This window comes from Stenotrophomonas maltophilia group sp. P373 (genome assembly GCF_053295075.1).
The window spans coordinates 994,523-1,014,676 of record NZ_CM129994.1 but is presented as its reverse complement, the minus strand read 5'-3'; the positions used below and the strand labels follow the sequence as shown (position 1 = coordinate 1,014,676).

Here is a 20,154-nt window from a genome sequence, read left to right as displayed (position 1 = left end):
AGATGCACGGAAGCCGCCTTGCGGCGGCCTCCTCGTGCGTAATGCACGTTCAGTCGAGCATGGCCCGACGCTACAACCCGGTCAGACGCGCTTGAAGATCAGCGTGCCGTTGGTGCCGCCGAAGCCGAAGCCATTGGACATCACCACGTCAACCTTGGCCTGGCGTGCTTCGTTGGGCACGTAGTCCAGGTCGCAGCCTTCGCCCGGCTGCTGCAGGTTGATGGTCGGCGGAATGACGTTGTCCTGCAGCGCCATCACCGAGAAGATCGCTTCCACGCCGCCGGCCGCGCCCAGCAGGTGGCCGGTCATCGACTTGGTGGAGCTGACCATCATCTTGTAGGCGTGGTCGCCGAAGGCGGTCTTCATCGCCATGGTCTCGCCCAGGTCGCCCAGCGGCGTGGAGGTGCCGTGCGCGTTGAGGTAGCCGACCTGTTCCGGGGTCACACCAGCGTCCTTCATGGCCATGACCATGCAGCGGGCGGCGCCTTCGCCGTTCTCGCTCGGGGCGGTCATGTGGTACGCATCGGAGCTGGCGCCGAAGCCGGCCAGTTCGCAGTAGATCTTCGCGCCACGCGCCTTGGCGTGTTCGTACTCTTCCAGGATCAGGATGCCGGCGCCGTCGCCCAGCACGAAGCCGTCACGGTCCTTGTCCCACGGGCGCGAGGCCTGTTCCGGAGCATCGTTGCGGGTGCTCATCGCCTTCATCGCGCAGAAACCGCCCAGTGCGGTCGGCGAGGAGCCGCGCTCGGCACCACCGACCACCATCACGTCGGCATCGCCGTACTGGATCATGCGCATCGCGGTACCGATCGAATGGTTCGAGGTCGCGCACGCCGACACCGCCGAGAACGACGGGCCCTTCAGGCCGGTGATGATGCTCAGCTGGCCCGGCAGCATGTTGATGATGGTCTTGGGCACGTAGAAGGGCGAGATCTTCTTGCCCTCGTGGAACTCGATGGTCTGCTCTTCGATACCGAGCAGGCCGCCGATGCCGGCGCCGACAATGGCGCCGATGCGCTCGGCATTGGCGTCGGTGATCTCCAGGCCCGAGTCGTGCAGGGCCATGAACGAGGCACCGAGGCCGTAATGGATGAACGGATCCATCTTCTTGGCATCCTTGCCGCTGACCCGGTACTTGCCGAACAGTTCGTTGTCGGCGGTGATGTCAAAGCCCTTGACCTCACCTGCAATCTTGGTGGTGAACCGGTCCAGGTAGGCATCGGCAACGTTGGTCAGCGGACCGATGCCCGAACGACCGTGGGTGATGCCTTCCCAGCTGCTGGCCAGATCATTGCCCAACGGCGAGACGATACCCAGGCCGGTTACGACGACGCGACGCTTCATTGCTGATTCTCCTGACCCGAAGGTTCAATCGGGTAACACGGTTTGCTTCGGTGTGATGCTCAAACACACGGGGCCGCAACTGCGGCCCCATGGGGTGCGGTGCGCGGCGAGCGGAGACCCGCGCGCGCACTGCCGTCTGACATCAGGCCTTGACGTGGGCCTTGATGTAGTCGATGGCGGCCTGCACGGTGCTGATCTTCTCGGCTTCTTCGTCCGGGATCTCGCACTCGAATTCTTCTTCCAGGGCCATCACCAGCTCGACGGTGTCCAGCGAGTCAGCGCCCAGGTCATCGACGAACGATGCGCTGTTGGTGACTTCTTCTTCCTTGACGCCAAGCTGTTCGACGACGATTTTCTTGACGCGTTCTTCGATGGTGCTCATGGGATCTCGCTCCAGATGGAGTTGTGGTTCAAAAGTGGTCGCCATCAAGGGCGATGGCCGTGGGATAGTGTAGTGGAAACCGGCGCGGCCTTGCATTGCAGCAAAAACCTCCGCAGATCAACCACTTGCGGCGCAATCCCTGCGCCCCTTGCTTACGGCATGTACATGCCGCCGTTCACATGGAGGGTTTCGCCGGTGATGTAACCGGCAGCCGGGCTGGCCAGGAACGCCACCGCATGGGCGATGTCCTCCGGCGAACCCAGGCGTTCGAGGGCGATGTCGTTGATCAGCGCGGTACGCGCTTCTTCCGGCAACGCCTTGGTCATGTCGGTGTCGATGAAGCCGGGTGCGACAACATTGACGGTGACGCCGCGCGAGCCGATTTCCTTGGCCAGCGACTTGCTGAAGCCGATGATGCCGGCCTTGGCGGCCGCGTAGTTGGCCTGGCCGGCGTTGCCGGTCACGCCCACCACCGATGCGATGTTGATGATGCGGCCCTTGCGCGCCTTCATCATGCCGCGCATCACCGCCTTGCTGGTGCGGAACACGCTGGTCAGGTTGGTGTCGATGATCGACGCCCAGTCCTCGTCCTTCATGCGCATCAGCAGGTTGTCGCGGGTGATGCCGGCATTGTTGACCAGGATCGAGATCGGGCCGAATTCCTTGGCGATGCCATCGAGCACGCTGTCCAGCGCAGCGGCGTCGGTGACGTTCAGCGCGCGGCCGTGACCGCCGTGGGCGGCCAGGCGCTCACCGATCGCGGCGGCGCCGGATTCGGTGGTGGCGGTGCCGATGACGGTGGCGCCCTGGGCGGCCAGCAGATCGGCGATGGCGGCACCAATGCCACGGCTGGCACCGGTGACCAGTGCGATTTCACCCTGCAGGGGCTTGCTCATGTTGTTTTCCTCAGACGGGAGCGGCCGCCGCACCGTGCCGCTTGCAGCGGCCACCGGTACGGTCGGCAGGAAACAGGGAAGGTCAGGCCGACCATGCCTCGCGGGCGGCTTCAAAGTCGCCCGGCGTGGCCAGAGGACGGCCGTCGATGGCCTTGTCGATGCGCTTGACCAGGCCGGTCAGCACCTTGCCTGGGCCGCACTCGGCGATCTGGGTGATGCCACGGGCGGCCAGCGCCTGCACGCAACCGGTCCACTGCACCGGCTGGTAAAGCTGCTGGACCAGCGCGGTGCGGATGGCGTCCACGCCGTCGTGCACCTGGGCATCGACGTTCTGCACCACCGGCAGCTGCGGCGCCTGCCAGGACAGGCCAGCCATCACTTCGGCCAGGCGGTTGGCGGCTTCGCGCATCAACGGGGTGTGCGAGGGTACGCTGACGGCCAGCTTGACCGCCTTGCGCACGCCCTTCTCGGCCAGCAGCGCCAGCGCACGGTCGACCGCGTCAGCGTCGCCACCGATCACGATCTGGCCCGGTGAATTGAAGTTGGCCGGCACCACCACCTGGCTGCCTGCGGCTTCGGCGCAGACATCCAGCACCAGCTGGTCTTCGGCACCGAGCACGGCGGCCATGGCACCGACACCGGCCGGTGCCGCTTCCTGCATCAGCTGGCCACGCAGGCGCACCAGGTGCGCGCCGTCATGCAGGCTCAGCGCGCCGGCGGCAACCAGGGCGGTGTACTCGCCCAGACTGTGGCCGGACAGCACCGACGGGCGCGGACCGCCCACGGCGTTCCAGGCGCGCCACACACCAATGCTTGCGGCCAACAGGGCCGGCTGGGTGTATTCGGTACGGTTGAGCATTTCCTCCGGGCCACCCTGGGACAGCGCCCACAGGTCGACGCCGGCACCATCGGATGCCTCAGTGAAGGCTTCACGCACCTGCGGGTGCAGTTCGGCCAGCTCGGCCACCATGCCCACAGACTGCGAGCCCTGGCCGGGGAAGACAAAAGCGAGGGTGGATACGGTCACGCGGTCATCCGCTTGCTGCAATCGAAGCGGGCCATGATAAGGGGGAATCCGCTGTGTCGTCTGTACGTGCGCGTATGCAGGCGTATGGAGGGCGGCCGGGCAAGCGCAATGGGGTCAGATCCCTTTTCCGCAGGAAAAGGAATCTGACCCCGATCAGCCATCAGCAGAACAGCTGCAGCACGTCCAGATCGCCGTCGGCGAGGAAATCCACGCACAGGCCCACCAGCATCAGCACGCCAGCAGTGCTGGCACCGTGGGTGATGAAGATCGAATGGGCCAGCGCGCGCGCTGAGCGGCCAAGCTTCATGCAGACCCTGGCCAGGCTGCGCAGGCGGCCACTGACCGCATGCACGTGCTCGCGCACCGGCGCCTGGACCTCGCCCATCGCCTCGGCCATCATCGCCTGCAGATGTTCAGGGCGATCAGCGTAGTACTTGGCCACGCCATAACCGAACATCAGCCAGTCGCGGGCCTGCGCTTCGGACAGGTCCATCACTTCCAGCGGATCTTCCTCGAAATCGATGAAGCCGACCTGCTGCCCATCCCAGGTGAGATTGCGCGGCAACGGCTGGCCGAAATAGGCGCCGCGCGCATGCGCTTGGGCAATGGCCTGCATCGCCGCCATCACCAGCCGATCACGACCGGCCTCATCCGCTTCACGCAGGCAGGTATTGAACGAGCTGCCGTTGTCGCCGATCACCAGCGCGGCATGGCCGGTGCCCAGCACGTCCGGCACGTTCACGCCTTGTGCCTGCAGCTCTGCAAGGCGGCGGGCCTCGGTTTCGCGCGCGGCGTCACCACCACGGTGCGGCGGCGGGCGCAGGGCATCGAGATGGAAACGGCGCGCAACAAAATTGAGCAGGCCCAGGGCCAGTGCTCGGCTTCCCTTGCCGTACTGCTTCAGCCAGGCACGTTGCCCTTCGATGACGATGGGCTCAACCATGACAGGTCCTCCTTAAACGCGTTACGGCCCCGGAGGGCCGTAACGACAAGACTTCACATTGTCGTAACTTGCACTATCAATAGCGCAGCAGGGCCGAACCCCACGTGAAGCCACCGCCGAAGGCTTCCAGCAGCAGCAGCTGGCCGCGCTCGACCCTGCCCGACCGCACGGCGGCATCGAGCGCCAGCGGCACTGAACCGGACGAGGTGTTGCCGTGCTTGTCGACGGTCACCACGACCTGGTCCATCGACATGTCCAGGCGCTTGGCGGTGGCTTCGATGATGCGCAGGTTGGCCTGGTGCGGAATCAGCCAATCCAGGTCGGACTTGTCCAGGCCGTTGGCGGCCAGGGTCTCGTCCACGACCGAGTCCAGCGCCTTGACGGCGTACTTGAACACGTCGTTGCCCTTCATGTTGATGGTGCCACCACCGTTGGCGCCGTCCTTGAAACCGCTCGAGACGCCAACCGGGTTCCACAGCAGTTCCTTCTTGCTGCCATCGGCATGCAGGTGGGTGCTGAGGATGCCGGTTTCTTCGTCGGCCTTGAGCACGACGGCGCCGGCGCCATCACCGAACAGCACGCAGGTGGTGCGATCGTTCCAGTCGACCATGCGGGTCAACGTTTCGGTGCCGATCACCAGCACGTGCTTGCAGTCGCCGGAGCGGATGAATTTGTCGGCCACGCCCAGCGCGAACACGAAGCCGGAACAGGCTGCGTTGACGTCGAAGGCGGGGCACCCGGCCACACCGAGCTTGGCCTGGATCAGGCACGCGGTGGACGGGAAAATAAGGTCAGGGGTGGTCGTGCCGACCACGATCATGTCGAGCTGCGAGGCATCGATGCCTGCGGCTTCAAGCGCGCGCAGGGCGGCGTTGTAGCCAAGGTCGCTGGTGGTTTCGCCTTCGGCCGCGATGTGCCGTTCACGAATTCCGGTGCGCGACTGGATCCACTCATCCGAGGTTTCGACCATTTTTTCCAGGTCGGCATTGGTCAGGACTTTCTCCGGCAAATAGCTACCGGTGCCCGCGATCCTCGAATAGATCCGCTTGCTCATCATGTTTCCTGTTGCGCGGGCCGCCGATCACCGGCACGCCCGGGAAAGAAGGCAAAGGCCGCTGCCCGGAGGCAGCGGCCTTCCCGGCACATCAATCTTCTTCGACGGCCGAGGTCTTGGTCTGGATGACCTTCTTGCCGCGGTAGAAACCATCGGCAGTGATGTGGTGACGCAGATGCACTTCGCCGGTGGTCGGGTCGGTCGACAGCTGCTTGGCGCTCAGGGCGTCATGCGAACGGCGCTGGCCGCGGCGGGACGGGGTAACACGGGATTTCTGGACAGCCATGGGATTGCTCCAAACTCGGTTCGTTTTGCTTCGTCGTTTCGTCGCACAGGACGCCAGCGCCCAGCACACTTTTCGCTTTCGCCGCAGCCGCCGACGACAACCGGCTGCTATTGTTTCTTCAATGCCGCCAACGCCGCAAACGGGTTGGCCTTCTTTGTTTCTTCTTCGCTCGGTGCCCAGTCCTGATCGACTGCCTCACCGTCGGGCGACAGCGGCACCACAGGCACCGCCAGCACCAACTCGTCCTCGACCAGGTCCAGCGGACGCAGCTGGCCGTCTTCCGGCACCAGCAACGCCTCGTACTCCTCCGGCAGGGACGATTCCTCGTCCTCGTCGCGGATCAGGCCAAGCCTCTGGGTCACCTTCACCGGCAACAGGAATCGCTGCATGCTGCGCTGACACGTCAGCGGCAACGCGGTGTCGATGGTCAGTTCCACATAGGATACCCGCAAGACGTCGTCGCGACCGAATTCAAGCGAGTAGACACACTCGCCGTCGGTATCTGCGACCAACCCCTGCAGGCGGGTCAATTCAGCCAGGGAGACCTGACCGTCGAAGCGCCTTCGCGCTACAACCATCCGCCAGGCATCCAGCGTTTCGGGCACGTTCGCGGACATAAGCCGCTGAATACTAAGGATCGCACCGCCCGCTGTCAAATGCCCGCCATACAGGACTTGCTGCTGGCGTTGCCGGCGGGCCAGACTGCCGCGCCCTGCCTCGGTATTCTCGCATGTCACTGGTCCTGGCCTCCACCTCCCGCTACCGTCGCGAACTGCTGCAACGGCTGGGCCTGCCCTTCGACTGCGCACGCCCGGAGGTGGATGAAACACCGTTGAACGGCGAGGGCCCGATGGCCCTGGCCACGCGCCTGGCCGCCGCCAAGGCGGCCGATGTCGCCGCGCGCCATCCGGGTGCCTGGGTGATCGGCTCGGACCAGGTGGCCGACCTGAACGGCCAGCCGCTGGGCAAGCCTGGCACGGTCGAGGCGGCCTGTGCGCAGCTGGTGGCGATGTCCGGGCAGACGGTACGCTTTCACACGGCAATCAGTCTCAGACGGGATGGAGAATCCCTCGCCGCCCTGGATCTGACCGAAGTGCACTTCCGCGCGCTGGACTCGCAGGAGATCGCCCGCTATATCGCCACCGAGCAGCCACTGGACTGCGCCGGCAGCTTCAAGTGCGAGGGCCTGGGCATCAGCCTGTTCGAGACGATCGACAACCGCGACCCGACCGCGCTGGTCGGCCTGCCACTGATCGCGCTGTGCGGCCTGCTGCGCAGGGCCGGATTCGCGGTGCCGTGAACGGTAGAGCCGAGCCCATGCTCGGCTGCTTTTTTCGAGGCTGCCTGCCATCTGAATCGGACGCAGCCGGGCATCGGCTCGGCTCTTGTGTCTCGGATGGTGCCCTGATCAGGCACAATTCCCCGGTGACCCGGGAGGCTCCGATGACGCTGCCTCGGCTCTTAAGCCTTTGAGCTTGCAAAGTAGATTCAGCGCGTCGGCGGCCTGACACCGCCTTGGAACTTGAACGGTATCTTAGGCCCACCCTTGGGTGAGAGCCTGTACTCACAAGGGCAAGTCTGGCGGCTTCCGATCACGATCGTAAGTTCAAGCTGGAGCGAAATCATGCAATTTATCGGCATCGACGCTGCCAAGGCGACCTTTGATATCGCCTTGCCGCTGCCTGATGGCAAATATCGAACCAAGGCCAAACTCCCCAATTCAGCCAAGGGCTTTAATGAGCTTCTTGCTTGGCGCGCCAAGCATGCGCCGAACGCGGCGGTAGGCATGGAGGCCACCGGTATCTACCACGAAGCTTTGGCGCGAACCTTGGTGGAAGCAGGGGTGGTGGTTCATGTGGCCAATCCCGCCCGGGTAAAGGCGTTTGGACAGGCGGAGGGCATCCGGACCAAGACGGACCGCAGCGATGCCAAGCTGATTGCCCGGTTCTTTGAGGCGCAGCGCTCGGAGAAGTTGCATCCCTACGTTCCGCCGACCCCCTCGGAGGTGAAACTGCGTGCCTTGGTACGGCGTCGAGATGACCTCCAGGAAATGCTGCAGATGGAGCGCAATCGCCTGGACGTTGCCGACATCTCGGTCCAGCAAGGGATCAAGGATGTGATCCAGACGCTGGAGGAGCAGATCAAGCAGGTCCAGAAGGCGATTGAGGACCATATCGATAACGATCCGGACCTGCGCCAGCGTCATCACCTGCTTACCAGCATTCCCGGTGTAGGCAACACCAGCAGTGCCCAGCTGCTGGCCATGCTGGGGGATCTAAGCAAATACAGCGACGTGCGCCAGGTGGTTGCCCACGCAGGCCTGAATCCGGCCCAGCGTCAATCAGGAAACTACGAAGGCAAATCCCACATATCACGCGTGGGCGACGCCAATTTCCGCAAAAAGCTGTACATGCCGGCGTTGACCGGGAAGACCTACAACCCCAGGCTGAAGTCCTTTGCAGACCGGCTCAGCGCGAAAGGGAAGCCCTTCAAGGTCGTCATGTGTGCGGTGATGCGCAAGCTCATCCATCTGGTTTGGGGCGTACTGAAAAGCGGCCGCCCATTTGAGCCTGACGGCGCCCTTGCCTAGGCAAGGGCAACACGGTATCTACAGGACCAGAGACCTCAACGAACCTCGAACGGTTGCTCCTGCCACGCCTCCACGCTGCCATCGCGCCCGTGCAGGCGCAGGCCGAGCCAGTGCCGGCCCGGCGCCAGCGTGGTGGTGTCCAGCGACGCGTCGAAGCCCACCGCCGGATGCTGCGGATCGGTACTGTCCGGCCAGGCGGGGCGAATGTCGAACACGCGCCCGTAACGCGCGTCACCGATCGAGCGGCCATCAACCAGCACTTCAACCCGCGCCAGCCCGACCCCATCCTTGAATGCCCAGCCCTTGATGGCGAGCGTTCCGGAGACCTTTTCACCGTTGGACGGCGCATCCAGCCAAGCCATTGAGGGCGTTACGCAGGCCCCCTGTGCACGCTTGGCCGGCAGCCGGAACAGCAGGAACCGCTGGAAGCCATGATCGCTGCTGACCACGCGTGGCGCCGGCAACGGCCCCACCTGCTCGCAGATGGTGTGATAGCGCGCCAGCAGGTCGCGGTAGCGCTGGTCACTGGGTGACAGCACCAGCAGCATCGGCACACTGCGCGGGCCTTCGTGCAGCAGGTCCCACTGCGCCAGCTGTGCGGTGCGCCCATGCTTGTCGTTGAGCGGATGTGGCAACACCTCGATATCGCCATTGCCCAGCTGGAAGCCCAGTTCGGCACCGACCTTGAAGTTGCCCGCCAGGACACGCGTACCCGGTGGCATCTGCCGCAGTTCGTCACGCACCGCCACGGCCAGTGGCTGCCAGCCGGCAAAGTTGCGCGGGTAGTACTTGCTGCCGGCCATCTGCTCGCGAAGTGCCGGCGTGGACGCCATCAGGTAGTAGCCGAACGCCAGCACGGTACCTGCAGCGGCCAGCCACCAGCCGGTACGGCGCAGCCAGCGCGGCCAACCGTTGAGGACCACCGGCACGGCCACCAGCAGCGCCAGGTAGCCTGGCAGCGGCCAGTGGAAACTGATCCGCTCGACATCGGTGAAGAAGCCCAGCAGGAAGATGCCCAGCGTCGACACCCCGCCCACCAGGCCGAAATAGCGCCACTGCACCCGCGCCCCACCGCCACTGCGGGTACCCGCCAGGGCGACCTTCCACATCGCGATGCACAGGATCGGCGTCACCAGCATCGGCTGGATCACCAGGAACCACAGCCCCTCCCACTCGAACGTCCACGGGTGGCGCTCGACCACCTGGAACTTCAGGCCGGCGTCGTGGTTGTCGGCATTCCACGCCAGCAACGGCAGCCAGGCCAGCACGCCCACCGCCAGCGCCACCCATACGCGCGGGTCGGCCAGCATGCGACGGCCCTGCGGCAACGCCAGCAACGCAATGAAGCCGACACCGATGACACCAATGAAACGGTAGTGGCTGAGCGCACCGATCAGCAGGCCCAGCGCCAGCTTCATCGCCGAGGACGCGTCCACGCTGTGCAGCAGGCGTGCACCTGCGTGCAGGCAGATCACCGCCGCCAGCGCCATCGGTACGTCCGGCACGGCCAGCAGGCCCAGCGTGGCCGACAACGGCATCAGCAGCGTCAGGCTGCCCGCCTGCCAACCGGCCACGTTGCCGAACCAGCGCGTAGCGATGCGCACCACCAGCAACGGCAGCAGCGCACCGATGGCCAGGAACGGCAGGCGCAGTGCGAGTACGTGATGGCCACCGATCTCCACGCCCAGGCGTGCAAGCCAGGCGGTCAGCCCCGGCAGGTCGGAATAGGCAGCGGCCAGGTGCTGGCCTTCCTGCCAATAGAACGCCTCATCGACGAACAGCGGCAGGCGCGCAGCCACCACCAGCTTGGCCGCTGTGATCAGCGTCCATAACCAGAGAAATATTGTCCGCGCGCGCTGTTCGCCTTGCATTGCTCTATGGATAATCGAGTGGATTCCAGACCTGAGACGATCATGCCAGCCTCGTCCCCCAATCCCAGCATGCTAACCGATCAACTGCGCCAGGCCCTGCGGGAGGCACAGGATCAGGTGAACGCACTGGTGCTGGGCAAGGTGCCGGAAGTCAGGCTGGCCTTTGTCGCCCTGCTTTCTGGCGGCCACCTGCTCATCGAGGATCTGCCCGGGCTGGGCAAGACCACGTTGGCGCATGCATTGGCCAGCAGCCTCGGCCTCAGCTTCCAGCGCGTGCAGTTCACCTCTGACCTGCTGCCGGCCGATGTACTTGGCGTTTCGGTGTACGAGGCCGGCAGCCGCCAGTTCCAGTTCCATCCCGGCCCGGTGTTCACCCACGTGCTGCTGGCCGATGAGATCAATCGTGCACCGCCGCGGACACAGAGTGCGCTGCTGGAAGCGATGGCCGAGCAACAGGTCACACTGGATGGACAGACACATCCACTGCCCGACCCGTTCTTCGTGATCGCCACGCAGAACCCGGTCGACCTGTCCGGTACCTTCCCGTTGCCGGATTCGCAGCTGGATCGTTTCCTGCTGCGCCTGGCGATGGGCTACCCCAGCGCGCAGGCCGAGCGCGAGCTGCTGCGCGGCACTGATCGCCGCGACCTGATCGCACGCGCGCTGCCAAAGCTGGACGACACCCAGGTGCGTGCATTGCGTGAAGCGGTTGACCAGGTGCATGCCAGCGACGCGTTGATCGACTATGTGCAGGCGCTGCTGACCCGCAGCCGACACCATGCCGGCGTGCGCGTAGGCCTGTCACCGCGCGCGGGACTGGCCCTGCTGCGTGCCGCCAGGGCACATGCGCTGCTGCTCGGCCGCGGGCATGTGGTGCCCGAAGACGTGCAGACCCTGTTCGTGGCGGTGGCCGGCCATCGTCTGGTGGCCGAAGCCGAATCCAGCTCCGGGCCGGCGCTGGCGCGGGCGATCCTGCAGACCGTCGCGGTGGACTGAAGGTGGCCACACGCTGGGCACGCATGCAGCTGCTGGCACGCCCCCGCAGGCCCGAAGCCCTGCCGCAGCGACTGGACCGCCATCGCATCTATGTACTACCAACCCGCTTTGGCCTGTTCGTCGCCACCCTGCTGTCGGCGATGCTGCTGGGCGCATTGAACTACAACAACAACCCGGCCCTGCTGCTGGCGCTGCTGCTGGCCGCGGCAGCGATCGCCAGCGCCATCGCCGCGCACCTGCAGCTGTCCGGCATACAGATCGATGCAATCTCCGCCGAACCGGTACCGGCCGGGCATCCCCTGCGCCTGCGCGTGGACCTTTCGTTGCGCGACCCGCGCGCGCGCCACGGGCTGCACCTGCAGCTGGGCGCAAGCGAGGCCTGGGTTGCACTGCCTGCACACGGTCGCGGCGAAGTGGAGCTGGATGTTCCCAGCGAGCGGCGCGGCTGGCTGGAACTGCCCCGCATCCGCCTGTCGAGCACGCAGCCGCTGGGACTGGTGCGGGCATGGTCGTGGGTGTGGCCGGAGCAGCCGCTGCTGGTCTATCCACTTGCCGAGGCACTGGCACCGCCGCTTCCGGAACGTGGCAACGACCCACTGCACACCCGCGCCCATGCCAGTGGCGATGAGCTGCACCAGTTGCGCCCCTATCGTGCCGGCGATGCCCCGCGCAGCATTGCCTGGAAACACTCGGCGCGCCGCGACAGCCTGCTGGTACGCGAATACGAGAAGCCGATCGGCATCGAAGTGGTGCTGGACTGGCGCACGCTGGCGGCGCTGGGCCATGAAGCGCGCATCGCGCGACTGGCACGCTGGGTCGACATGGCCGAGCGCGAAGGCCGTCGCTATACGCTGCTGCTTCCGGCCCATCCGCCGTTGGGACCCGGCCAGGGCGCCAGCCACCACCACCTGTGCCTGCGCGCACTGGCATTGATGCCCCATGACTGAGCCTGCCGTCCTGCTCGACCGCAACGCCCGCAGCTGGACCCTGGCCAGCGCAGCGCTGGCGCTGCTGCCACTGCTGCTGCAGCTGCCACCGGTGCTGGCCGGCGTGATCGCGATCACTGCGGTGCTGACCGCTGCGCTTTCGTGGCGGCGGGTGCTGCCGATGCCGGTTCGCCTGGTGCTGGTGCTGGCCATGCTTGCCACCATCGTCTGGCAGATGGGCATGGTGCGCCCGGGCCGCGATACCGGCTGCGCATTGCTGGCGGCGATGCTGGCGATCAAGTCCAGCGAACTGCGCAACCTGCGCGATGCGCGCAGCCTGCTGGGCTTCGCGTTGTTCTCGCCGTTCGCCGCCTTCCTGCTCGACCAGGGGCCGTTGACCACCGGGCTGGCAGCGCTGGCCGCAGTTGCCGCACTGCTGGCCCTGCAACGCCTGGCCCTGGACGAGGGCCACAGCCCTCGACTGCCGCTGCGCGGACAACTGCGCGGTGTCGGCCGCCTGCTGGGGATCGGCCTGCCACTCGCGCTGGCCTGCTTCTGGCTGTTCCCGCGCTTGTCCACGCCGCTGTGGGGCGTACCCGAGCGAGCGGTGGGCACACCGGGCCTGGCTGACAGCATGGCGCCGGACCAGTGGCTGGACCTGATGGCCGACGACACCCCGGCGTTGCGCGTGCAGTTTTTCGGCGCGGTGCCCGAGCCTGCGCAGCGCTATTGGCGCGGCCCGGTGCTGACGTCGTTCGACGGCCACCGCTGGAGCCGCGATCGCGCGACGGCCGGACGCCCCGCACCGGTGGTCGAAACCGCCGCACAGGGTTGGGACTACCAGATCGACTACGAGCCCACCGACCGTCGCCTGCTGGTGGCACTGGACCTGCCCAGCCGCGCACCGGAGGGCAGCAGCTTCGATGCCGACATGAGCCTGCGCAGCGACCGCACGCTGTCCGCGCTCAGCCGCTGGCGGTTGCATTCGGCGCCGCCGCAACGGTTCGACACCGATCTGTCGCCCTACCTGCGCCGCGCGGCGCTGCAGCTTCCGCCCGGCTTCAATCCGCGCACCGCCCAGCTCGCGCGGCAATGGCGGCAGGAGGCAGGCAGCGATGACGAGGCCATCGTCCGCCGTGCGCTGCAATGGATCACCCGCGACTTCTCCTACACGCTGGATACACCGGTGGCGGGGCGCGATCCGGTCGACGATTTCCTGTTCAACTACAAGGCCGGCTTCTGCCAGCACTTCAGCTCGGCCTTCGTAGTGCTGATGCGCAACGCCGGCATTCCGGCCCGGGTGGTGACCGGCTTCGCAGGCGGTACCCGCAACCGCATCGGCGACTACTGGGTGGTGCGTCGCATGGATGCCCACGCCTGGGCCGAAGTCTGGCTGCCGCAACGCGGCTGGGTGCGGGTCGACCCGACCGCGGCCGTGGCACCGGAACGCATCCTGGACACCCTGGACGACCGCCTGCGGGCCGGCACCGATACCCCGCTGCAACAGCGCTGGCTGCAGCTGGGGCAGATGGGTGACTGGCTGCGGCGCGGCTGGAACGACCTGGTGCTGTCCTTCGATGCACGCCGCCAGCAGCAACTGCTCAAGCCGTTCGGGCTGGATGACCTCGGGCCGGCGCAGCTGGTGACCGGATTCGTGGTCGCCGCCCTGCTGGCACTGGCGTGGATGGCCTGGCTGCTGGCCCGCGGCGAGCGCGAGCGCGACCCGCTGCTGCGCGCCTGGCACCGGCTCGGGCGGCGGTATGCGCGCCTTGGCCTGGCCCGCGAACCGCACGAGACCGCACAGGACTGGGCACAGCGGGTTCACCGGCAGCGACCCGACCCGACCCTGCTCGCGCTCAGCCAGCGTTTCGCCGACGCGCGCTACGCTGGAACTTGCACCGACCTCGCTTCATTATTGCGGGACCTGCGCAGGCATCGCCCGACTTCCGGAGCCTCCCCATGAACACCAAGTTCCTCCTCACCGCTGTGGCCACGCTGGCCCTGTCGGCCTGCGCCACGGCCCCCAAGCCGCTGCAGGGACAGTTCAGCCTGGTTTCCCCGCGCGACTCGGTCGCCACCCAGCAGGTCGGTACGCCGGTCCGATGGGGCGGCCGCATCATCGAGACCAAGCCCGGCCAGGGCGAGACCTGCTTCCAGATGATCTCGCGCCCGCTCAACGCCAGTGGCCGCCCGAACACCACCTCGTCCGACGCCAGCGACGGCCGCTTCATTGCCTGCCGCGCCGGTTTCTACGACCCGGCCGTGTTTGAAGCCGGGCGTGACGTGACCTTCATCGGCAAGATCGACGGCTACCAGAACACCCGCATCGGGGACTACGACTACCGCCTGCCGAAGCTGTCGGCCGATGTGATCTACCTGTGGCCGGAACAGCGCCAGGTCGATGTGGTGCCCTACCCCTATGGCCCGTGGGGCCCGGGTCCGTGGGGCCCGTACTGGGGTGGCTACGGCCGTTGGGGCTGGTGGTGATCGCCACCCAGCCCGCATGATCGGAAAAGGCCGCCTTCGGGCGGCCTTTTTCATCCACGCATGCGTGGACAGGGCTTCAACGCCCCGGCGTACCGAAATGCCCCAGCGGCGCGCCGGCCAGCAGGTGCATGTGGATGTGGAACACGGTCTGCCCGGCGTGCTCGCGGCAGTTCATCACGATGCGGTAGCCGTCCTGCGCGAAACCCTCGCGGCGCGCGTATTCGGCAGCGGCCAGGGCCAGCTTGCCGACCAGGTGCGCCTGCGACGGCTGCAGGTCGTCCAGGGTCGGGATGATCTCGTTCTTCGGAATGAACAGTACGTGCACCGGCGCCTGCGGTGCGATGTCCTTGAAGCCCAGCACCTCGTCGTCCTCATAGACGATGGTGGCCGGGATCTCGCGACGGATGATCTTGCTGAAGAGGGTTTCGTTGCTCATGGTCGGCCTCGGCGGGAGTGTCTTCCGCATTGTAGGCCGGCCGCGCCGGGCGATGCCCGGGTGGTGCTCAATCACGGAATTCGCTGCGCGTCCCGAACGCGTGCGACAGCGTGCCGCGGTCAACGTATTCAAGCTCGCCGCCAAGCGGCAGGCCCTGTGCCAGCCGGCTGGGCCGCACCTTGCGCGCGCGCGCCAGCTGCGCAAGGTAATGCGCGGTGGCTTCGCCTTCGACGGTGGCACTGGTGGCGATGATCAGCTCCTGTACCTCACCTTCGGCCAGCCGCTGCTCCAGCTGCTCCAGGCCCAGCTCGCGCGGGCCGACACCATCGAGCGGCGACAGCCGGCCCTGCAGCACGAAGTAGACACCGCGAAAACCCGTCGCGTTCTCGATCGCGAGACGATCGGCCGGCGATTCGACCACGCACAGCTGGCTGCGCTCGCGGCTGCTGTTGGCACAGGTCGGGCACAGCTCGGTTTCGCTGAAGTCGCGGCACTGCGCGCAGTGGCCGATACGCTCCACCGCCAAGGCCAGCGTTTCGGCCAGGCGCTGGCCGCCTTCGCGCTCGCGCTCGAGCAGGTGGTAGGCCATGCGCTGCGCCGTCTTCTGGCCTACGCCAGGCAGCACCCGCAGTGCGTCGATCAATTGTTCAAGCAGGGGTGCGGACACGGCGGCGTGCTTTGATGGCGCCGAGCGAGCTCGACGGCTACAGATTCTGTGGCACCCGCTTGCACGGATGCCACGCTGGCAATCAGAACGGCAGCTTCATGCCCGGCGGCAGCTGCATGCCGGCGGTGGCCGAACCCATCTTCGACTTCGACTCGGCATCGATCTTGTTCGAGGCATCGTTGAAGGCGGCGGCGATCAGGTCTTCCAGCATCTCCGGGTCGCTGGTCAGCGACGGGTCGATGCGCACCTTGCGGCATTCCTTGGCGCCGGTCAGGGTCACGCTGACCATGCCGCCGCCGGCACTGCCGGTCACTTCGATCCTGGCGATTTCTTCCTGGGCCTTCTGCAGGTTTTCCTGCATCTTCTGGGCCTGCTGCATCAGTTGGGCGATGTTGCCGCGCATAGTCTCTTACTCGTCAAAAGAACGGATGGAATCGGAAACAACCCGGGCACCGTGCTGTTGGATCAGCACCTGCACTTCCGGGTCATCCATGAAAACGGCCTCTGCCACCTGCTGCCGCTCGCCACGCTGGCGGTCGGCACGCTGATGCAGGGTCTCGGCCGGAACGTGTTCGGTTTCCACGGTCTCGACCACGATCTTCGGCGCCTGGCCCAGGGCCTTTTCCAGCATCTCGCCCAGGGCGGCCAGCGCGCGCTCCGAGCGCAGGTATTCAAATCCGGGCGAAAGGCCCAGTTTCAAGGTCCCGTGCTGGCAGCTGATGAAGGCGGCATTGGCGGCCAGCTGGCGCGACGGGCCGCTGAGGCCGCTGTTGGCGACCAGATCCAGCCAGTCTTCGGCAGTGGCCAGCTCGCTGACACCTTCCTGCGGCGTGGCGGCATGCGCCGGGGCCGGTTCGGCCGGCGCAATGGCAATACCTTCGGCGCGGAACGAACGCTCCGGCGGCGCAGGCTCGCCTGGATCCGCGGCGGGAGCCGGCGGTTCATGCCAGGGCGCGACCATGGCGGCATCCGGGCCGGCCATCTCGGCCGCCAGAGCCCCATCCCGCGCCTCGGCTTCGTCGGTGGCCCACGGCGGCAGGTCATCGCTTGCCTCTGCAGCGATGGCAGGCGCCAGCGCCTCGGCCTTCACCGGCGGCGGTGACACGGGCTCTTCCACCGGAACCGGCTCGGGTTCAGGCGTCGGATCCGGCTCCGGTTGCGGGGCCGGCTCGGGTTCGGGTTCAGGTTCGCGCGGTGCAGCCGCCGGAGCGGCCACCTGCGCCGCCACGGCCGGGCTGGCCGAAGCGACGGCAGCAGCCGGCGTCGCTTCATGGCTTCCGGCATGGGCGCCACCACCGGCAGCGTTGCCACCCGGCGTGCCTCCCACCGCACCGTCGACGGCCTTCGGCACCGGCGGTACCGCTGCGGCCGGGCGGAACGCCAGCATGCGCAGCACCGCCATTTCAAAGCCGGCGCGCGGGCTCGGCGCCAACGGCAGGTCGCGTCGACCATTCAGGGCCATCTGGTACCAGAGCTGCACCACTTCCGGGCGCAGGCGCTCGGCGAATGATGCGACATCCAGGCCTTCCGCGACGGCGGCACCCGGCACCAGCTGCTGCACCTGGATGCGGTGCAGGCCTTCGGCGAGCGCTTCCAGCACGCCACTCCAGTCCGGCGAGAATTCGGCCAACGCGGCCACCACCTGCAGCAGGCGCGGGCCATCGCCCTCGGCCAGCGCATCGAGCATCGCCGCCACCTGGGTGCGATCCACAGTGCCCAGCATGGTGCGCACCACATCCTCGCGCAGCGCGCCGCCGGCATAGGCGATCGCCTGGTCCAGCAGTGACAGGCCGTCACGCAGGCTGCCGTCAGCGGCCTTGGCCAACTGCACGATGGCGCTGCCGTCGGCCTCGATCTCTTCCGCCGCCAGGATGCGGGTCATCTGGCCCTGGATCTGGTCTTCGTCCAGGCGCTTGAGATTGAACTGCAGGCAGCGGCTGAGCACGGTGACCGGCAGCTTCTGCGGGTCGGTGGTGGCCAGCAGGAACTTCACGTGCTCCGGCGGCTCTTCCAGCGTCTTCAGCAGTGCGTTGAACGCCGCCTTGGACAGCATGTGCACTTCGTCGATCAGGTAGACCTTGTACTTGCCGCGGGAGGGCATGTACTGCGCGTTCTCGATCACCTCGCGCACGTCATCCACGCCGGTGTTGGACGCGGCGTCGATTTCCAGCAGGTCGATGTAGCGACCGGCGTCGATGTCCAGGCAGGCGGCACACTGGCCGCACGGGTCGGCGCTGGTGCCCTGCTCGCAGTTCAGCGACTTGGCGAAGATGCGCGCGATGGTGGTCTTGCCCACGCCACGGGTACCGGTGAACAGGAACGCGTGGTGGACCCGGCCGCTGTCCAGCGCATTGCTGAGCGCACGGACCACATGCTCCTGGCCCACCAGCTCGGCAAAACGCTTCGGACGCCACTTGCGGGCAAGGACGAGATAGGACATCAGGCCACCGTTTTCCATCGGATGTTCCATTGTGCCATGCCTGTCCAGCCCCCTCGCCAACAATGCCCGTGGATGCGCCTCTGATCAGAGGTGCTTGTGTCCGGCCGCGCCGCCCGCTAGAATCTGCGCCCCTGCTGAGGCGTTTGCCGATGGCAGGGATCCGGAGAGGTGTCCGAGTGGTTGAAGGAGCACGCCTGGAAAGTGTGTAAGCGTCTAAACCGCGCTTCGGGGGTTCGAATCCCCCTCTCTCCGCCAGACAAACGCAAAGGGCCGCCCACAGGGTGGCCCTTTTGCGTTTGTCTGGCGGATGGGATGGGTGGTGAGAAGCCCCGCCGGGGTTCGACGGTTCTGCAGGAGCAGAACCGGACAGCCGCAGGCTGGTCCCGGGGCGCAACGCGCATCGGGATCGGGTGCAGGGATGCACCCGACAATCCCCTTCTCTCCGCCAGATAAATGAAGAAGCCGCCCAGTGGGCGGCTTTTTTGTATGGCTGGCGGGAATCGTCGCAGGTACTACCGGACTGAACAGGGCCTGCCATCGTGGCCGGTCCAACGGCCCGCCCGCCGACGGCGCGCGATCCGCCGCAGGTCATCTGCGCCGGAGCAGTCCCCGCACGCAGGCGCCGACGAACGCCAGCCCCAGCAGCACCCACACGACCGTCATTCCCCACAGCGCACCGAATGTGTCCAGGACCGGATCCAGCCGCGGTTGCGCCGGGTCGTACAGCACGCGTACCGGCTGCCCAGGCTCATAGCCGAAGATCATGCCGCCCTGCGGATACGAGACGCGTTGGCCGGTCGCGGTGGTGAACGCGACCTGCGGATGCGATCCGCCGGCGTTCAGGCGCTCGACCTGGCCATCAACGGCCTGCGCGACCGCCAGGAACTCAAGACGATGTGTCACCTCGAAGGCGGCCACAGCAAGGATCAACAGACCCACCACGCCAAACAGCAGGCCGCGCATGAGCTGGGCAGTCCGGAAAAAAGAAGGGGCGGGCATCGCTGGGCAGCTCCGTTGCAGGCGGGAAGACGAATGGGGCCGGCGGATCCTGCCGCGCGGTCAGTCCCACGTGTGGAAAGCATAGCCCAGAAGCCACTGCGCCCCACTGCACGCCATCGCCACCGGATGCGCCTCGCCATTGCCCGCCACCGACGCACCCGCCTGGTTCAGGCGCCTGCATTCCGCACGATCATTCGAGTGGGGAGACGTTACCTGTAAAGGGATTGGCATCGCTCCATGTACCCTTGAACTTTCGCCCCCTCCCAACGTCTGGACGGTTGAAATGCAGCCGGGCAACTCCACGCATTTCCCATGAATCTCCGCCTCTACCGCCCCGCCGATGCCAGCGCCTGCCTGTCGATTTTCGACAGCAACGTACCCACCTACTTCGCGCCCGAAGAGCGCAGCGACTTTGAATGCTTCCTGCGCGAACAGGCCACGGACTGTGCATTCCAGGTGATCGAGCGCGATGGAAACGTCGTCGCCTGTGGTGGCCTCTCGCGCCGTAGCGACGGCAGCGCCGGCTTCTGCTGGGGCATGGTGCAGCGCGCGCTGCACCGCCAGGGACTGGGCCGCGAACTGGCACTCGCGCGCCTGCACCAGGCTGAAAGCGATCCGTCGATCGACCGCATCGCGCTCAGCACCAGCCAGCACACCCAGGGCTTCTATGCCTGCCTGGGTTTCCAGGTGACGCGCATCGTGCCCGATGGGCATGGCGCCGGGATCGACGCCGTTGAAATGGAGCGGGAGCTCTAGCGCTCCCGCCCCGGTGCCATCCACGAAGGGCGTGGATCTACCGCAGGCATCCCC

The 20,154-nt window shown here is 66.5% G+C and carries 21 protein-coding genes and 1 tRNA gene; 8 read left to right on the top strand and 14 right to left on the bottom strand.

Annotated elements, in window-relative coordinates; genetic code table 11:
* Positions 1-81 precede the first annotated feature (81 nt).
* The 8 genes from fabF to ACSYHF_RS04600 form a co-directional block, all read right to left on the bottom strand.
* Positions 82-1,344 (bottom strand): beta-ketoacyl-ACP synthase II, encoded by a 1,263-nt coding sequence (gene fabF, locus ACSYHF_RS04635; protein ID WP_005415510.1) that lies wholly within the window; start codon positions 1,342-1,344, stop codon positions 82-84.
* A 142-nt stretch (positions 1,345-1,486) separates the two neighbouring features.
* Entirely contained in the window at positions 1,487-1,726 is a 240-nt protein-coding gene (gene acpP / locus ACSYHF_RS04630) for an acyl carrier protein (protein ID WP_005415509.1), read from the bottom strand.
* 152 nt (positions 1,727-1,878) lie between these two features.
* Positions 1,879-2,622, bottom strand: a complete 744-nt coding sequence (fabG, locus tag ACSYHF_RS04625; RefSeq protein WP_005408312.1) for a 3-oxoacyl-ACP reductase FabG — start codon at positions 2,620-2,622, stop codon at positions 1,879-1,881.
* An 82-nt stretch (positions 2,623-2,704) separates the two neighbouring features.
* Positions 2,705-3,649 carry an ACP S-malonyltransferase gene (gene fabD, locus ACSYHF_RS04620; protein ID WP_005415507.1) on the bottom strand — a complete coding sequence of 315 codons (945 nt, stop codon included), beginning with the start codon at positions 3,647-3,649 and terminating at the stop codon, positions 2,705-2,707.
* Positions 3,650-3,809: 160 nt separating this feature from the next.
* Positions 3,810-4,592, bottom strand: coding sequence for a hypothetical protein (locus ACSYHF_RS04615; protein WP_053499577.1), 783 nt, complete (start codon positions 4,590-4,592; stop codon positions 3,810-3,812).
* Positions 4,593-4,668: 76 nt separating this feature from the next.
* Entirely contained in the window at positions 4,669-5,646 is a 978-nt protein-coding gene (locus tag ACSYHF_RS04610) for a beta-ketoacyl-ACP synthase III (RefSeq protein WP_014036188.1), read from the bottom strand.
* A 91-nt stretch (positions 5,647-5,737) separates the two neighbouring features.
* Complete coding sequence (rpmF, locus tag ACSYHF_RS04605; RefSeq protein WP_005408308.1) at positions 5,738-5,932, bottom strand: 50S ribosomal protein L32; 195 nt, start codon at positions 5,930-5,932, stop codon at positions 5,738-5,740.
* Positions 5,933-6,039: 107 nt separating this feature from the next.
* Positions 6,040-6,549, bottom strand: coding sequence for a YceD family protein (locus ACSYHF_RS04600; RefSeq protein ID WP_005415504.1), 510 nt, complete (start codon positions 6,547-6,549; stop codon positions 6,040-6,042).
* Between the two features lie 113 nt (positions 6,550-6,662).
* On the opposite strand from ACSYHF_RS04600, the gene ACSYHF_RS04595 reads away from it, so the two are divergent.
* Positions 6,663-7,232, top strand: a complete 570-nt coding sequence (locus ACSYHF_RS04595) for a Maf family protein (RefSeq protein WP_447576105.1) — start codon at positions 6,663-6,665, stop codon at positions 7,230-7,232.
* 324 nt (positions 7,233-7,556) lie between these two features.
* Positions 7,557-8,522: an IS110 family transposase gene (locus ACSYHF_RS04590; RefSeq protein ID WP_253137552.1), complete on the top strand. Its 966-nt coding sequence runs from the start codon at positions 7,557-7,559 to the stop codon at positions 8,520-8,522.
* Positions 8,523-8,557: 35 nt separating this feature from the next.
* Here the strand turns inward: ACSYHF_RS04590 and ACSYHF_RS04585 are convergent, their stop codons facing one another.
* Positions 8,558-10,393, bottom strand: a complete 1,836-nt coding sequence (locus tag ACSYHF_RS04585) for a glycosyltransferase family 39 protein (protein ID WP_032953980.1) — start codon at positions 10,391-10,393, stop codon at positions 8,558-8,560.
* A gap of 42 nt (positions 10,394-10,435) precedes the next feature.
* On the opposite strand from ACSYHF_RS04585, the gene ACSYHF_RS04580 reads away from it, so the two are divergent.
* From ACSYHF_RS04580 to ACSYHF_RS04565, 4 genes are read left to right on the top strand one after another with little or no spacing between them, the layout of a single operon-like run.
* Positions 10,436-11,389, top strand: a complete 954-nt coding sequence (locus ACSYHF_RS04580; RefSeq protein ID WP_005415501.1) for an AAA family ATPase — start codon at positions 10,436-10,438, stop codon at positions 11,387-11,389.
* Between the two features lie 23 nt (positions 11,390-11,412).
* Positions 11,413-12,336, top strand: coding sequence for a DUF58 domain-containing protein (locus ACSYHF_RS04575; protein WP_053499582.1), 924 nt, complete (start codon positions 11,413-11,415; stop codon positions 12,334-12,336).
* Complete coding sequence (locus ACSYHF_RS04570) at positions 12,329-14,278, top strand: transglutaminase TgpA family protein (protein WP_338167680.1); 1,950 nt, start codon at positions 12,329-12,331, stop codon at positions 14,276-14,278. Before ACSYHF_RS04575 ends, ACSYHF_RS04570 begins: the two co-directional genes overlap by 8 nt.
* Positions 14,275-14,802, top strand: coding sequence for a Slp family lipoprotein (locus ACSYHF_RS04565; RefSeq protein ID WP_005415498.1), 528 nt, complete (start codon positions 14,275-14,277; stop codon positions 14,800-14,802). Before ACSYHF_RS04570 ends, ACSYHF_RS04565 begins: the two co-directional genes overlap by 4 nt.
* A 76-nt stretch (positions 14,803-14,878) precedes the next feature.
* Here the strand turns inward: ACSYHF_RS04565 and ACSYHF_RS04560 are convergent, their stop codons facing one another.
* The 4 genes from ACSYHF_RS04560 to dnaX all read right to left on the bottom strand — a co-directional run bounded on the left by ACSYHF_RS04560 (position 14,879) and on the right by dnaX (position 18,363).
* Positions 14,879-15,238 (bottom strand): histidine triad nucleotide-binding protein, encoded by a 360-nt coding sequence (locus ACSYHF_RS04560; RefSeq protein ID WP_005415497.1) that lies wholly within the window; start codon positions 15,236-15,238, stop codon positions 14,879-14,881.
* Positions 15,239-15,305: 67 nt separating this feature from the next.
* A complete protein-coding gene (gene recR, locus ACSYHF_RS04555; protein WP_053499586.1) occupies positions 15,306-15,905 on the bottom strand; it encodes a recombination mediator RecR in 600 nt (199 codons plus the stop codon).
* An 82-nt stretch (positions 15,906-15,987) separates the two neighbouring features.
* Positions 15,988-16,308 (bottom strand): YbaB/EbfC family nucleoid-associated protein, encoded by a 321-nt coding sequence (locus tag ACSYHF_RS04550; protein ID WP_019659509.1) that lies wholly within the window; start codon positions 16,306-16,308, stop codon positions 15,988-15,990.
* A 6-nt stretch (positions 16,309-16,314) separates the two neighbouring features.
* Positions 16,315-18,363: a DNA polymerase III subunit gamma/tau gene (gene dnaX, locus ACSYHF_RS04545; RefSeq protein WP_164092962.1), complete on the bottom strand. Its 2,049-nt coding sequence runs from the start codon at positions 18,361-18,363 to the stop codon at positions 16,315-16,317.
* A gap of 144 nt (positions 18,364-18,507) precedes the next feature.
* On the opposite strand from dnaX, the gene ACSYHF_RS04540 reads away from it, so the two are divergent.
* A tRNA-Ser gene (locus ACSYHF_RS04540) sits at positions 18,508-18,600 on the top strand.
* Between the two features lie 333 nt (positions 18,601-18,933).
* Here the strand turns inward: ACSYHF_RS04540 and ACSYHF_RS04535 are convergent.
* Positions 18,934-19,308: a DUF3592 domain-containing protein gene (locus ACSYHF_RS04535; RefSeq protein ID WP_138953046.1), complete on the bottom strand. Its 375-nt coding sequence runs from the start codon at positions 19,306-19,308 to the stop codon at positions 18,934-18,936.
* A gap of 348 nt (positions 19,309-19,656) precedes the next feature.
* Here ACSYHF_RS04535 and ACSYHF_RS04530 point away from each other — a divergent pair, with 348 nt between their 5' ends.
* Positions 19,657-20,100, top strand: coding sequence for a GNAT family N-acetyltransferase (locus ACSYHF_RS04530; RefSeq protein WP_447576104.1), 444 nt, complete (start codon positions 19,657-19,659; stop codon positions 20,098-20,100).
* Positions 20,101-20,154 lie beyond the last annotated feature (54 nt).

What these genes read in the sequence shown, in the direction of transcription:
- ACSYHF_RS04530 (WP_447576104.1), top strand. Translation starts at nt 19,657, where the DNA reads ATGAATCTCCGCCTCTACCGCCCCGCCGATGCCAGCGCCTGCCTGTCG.
- fabF (WP_005415510.1), bottom strand. Translation starts at nt 1,344, where the DNA reads ATGAAGCGTCGCGTCGTCGTAACCGGCCTGGGTATCGTCTCGCCGTTG.
- ACSYHF_RS04615 (WP_053499577.1), bottom strand. Translation starts at nt 4,592, where the DNA reads ATGGTTGAGCCCATCGTCATCGAAGGGCAACGTGCCTGGCTGAAGCAG.
- ACSYHF_RS04580 (WP_005415501.1), top strand. Translation starts at nt 10,436, where the DNA reads ATGCCAGCCTCGTCCCCCAATCCCAGCATGCTAACCGATCAACTGCGC.
- ACSYHF_RS04610 (WP_014036188.1), bottom strand. Translation starts at nt 5,646, where the DNA reads ATGAGCAAGCGGATCTATTCGAGGATCGCGGGCACCGGTAGCTATTTG.
- rpmF (WP_005408308.1), bottom strand. Translation starts at nt 5,932, where the DNA reads ATGGCTGTCCAGAAATCCCGTGTTACCCCGTCCCGCCGCGGCCAGCGC.
- ACSYHF_RS04600 (WP_005415504.1), bottom strand. Translation starts at nt 6,549, where the DNA reads ATGTCCGCGAACGTGCCCGAAACGCTGGATGCCTGGCGGATGGTTGTA.
- ACSYHF_RS04570 (WP_338167680.1), top strand. Translation starts at nt 12,329, where the DNA reads ATGACTGAGCCTGCCGTCCTGCTCGACCGCAACGCCCGCAGCTGGACC.
- ACSYHF_RS04585 (WP_032953980.1), bottom strand. Translation starts at nt 10,393, where the DNA reads ATGCAAGGCGAACAGCGCGCGCGGACAATATTTCTCTGGTTATGGACG.
- ACSYHF_RS04575 (WP_053499582.1), top strand. Translation starts at nt 11,413, where the DNA reads ATGCAGCTGCTGGCACGCCCCCGCAGGCCCGAAGCCCTGCCGCAGCGA.
- ACSYHF_RS04550 (WP_019659509.1), bottom strand. Translation starts at nt 16,308, where the DNA reads ATGCGCGGCAACATCGCCCAACTGATGCAGCAGGCCCAGAAGATGCAG.
- fabG (WP_005408312.1), bottom strand. Translation starts at nt 2,622, where the DNA reads ATGAGCAAGCCCCTGCAGGGTGAAATCGCACTGGTCACCGGTGCCAGC.
- ACSYHF_RS04565 (WP_005415498.1), top strand. Translation starts at nt 14,275, where the DNA reads ATGAACACCAAGTTCCTCCTCACCGCTGTGGCCACGCTGGCCCTGTCG.
- ACSYHF_RS04590 (WP_253137552.1), top strand. Translation starts at nt 7,557, where the DNA reads ATGCAATTTATCGGCATCGACGCTGCCAAGGCGACCTTTGATATCGCC.
- acpP (WP_005415509.1), bottom strand. Translation starts at nt 1,726, where the DNA reads ATGAGCACCATCGAAGAACGCGTCAAGAAAATCGTCGTCGAACAGCTT.
- ACSYHF_RS04595 (WP_447576105.1), top strand. Translation starts at nt 6,663, where the DNA reads ATGTCACTGGTCCTGGCCTCCACCTCCCGCTACCGTCGCGAACTGCTG.
- ACSYHF_RS04560 (WP_005415497.1), bottom strand. Translation starts at nt 15,238, where the DNA reads ATGAGCAACGAAACCCTCTTCAGCAAGATCATCCGTCGCGAGATCCCG.
- ACSYHF_RS04535 (WP_138953046.1), bottom strand. Translation starts at nt 19,308, where the DNA reads ATGCGCGGCCTGCTGTTTGGCGTGGTGGGTCTGTTGATCCTTGCTGTG.
- dnaX (WP_164092962.1), bottom strand. Translation starts at nt 18,363, where the DNA reads ATGGAAAACGGTGGCCTGATGTCCTATCTCGTCCTTGCCCGCAAGTGG.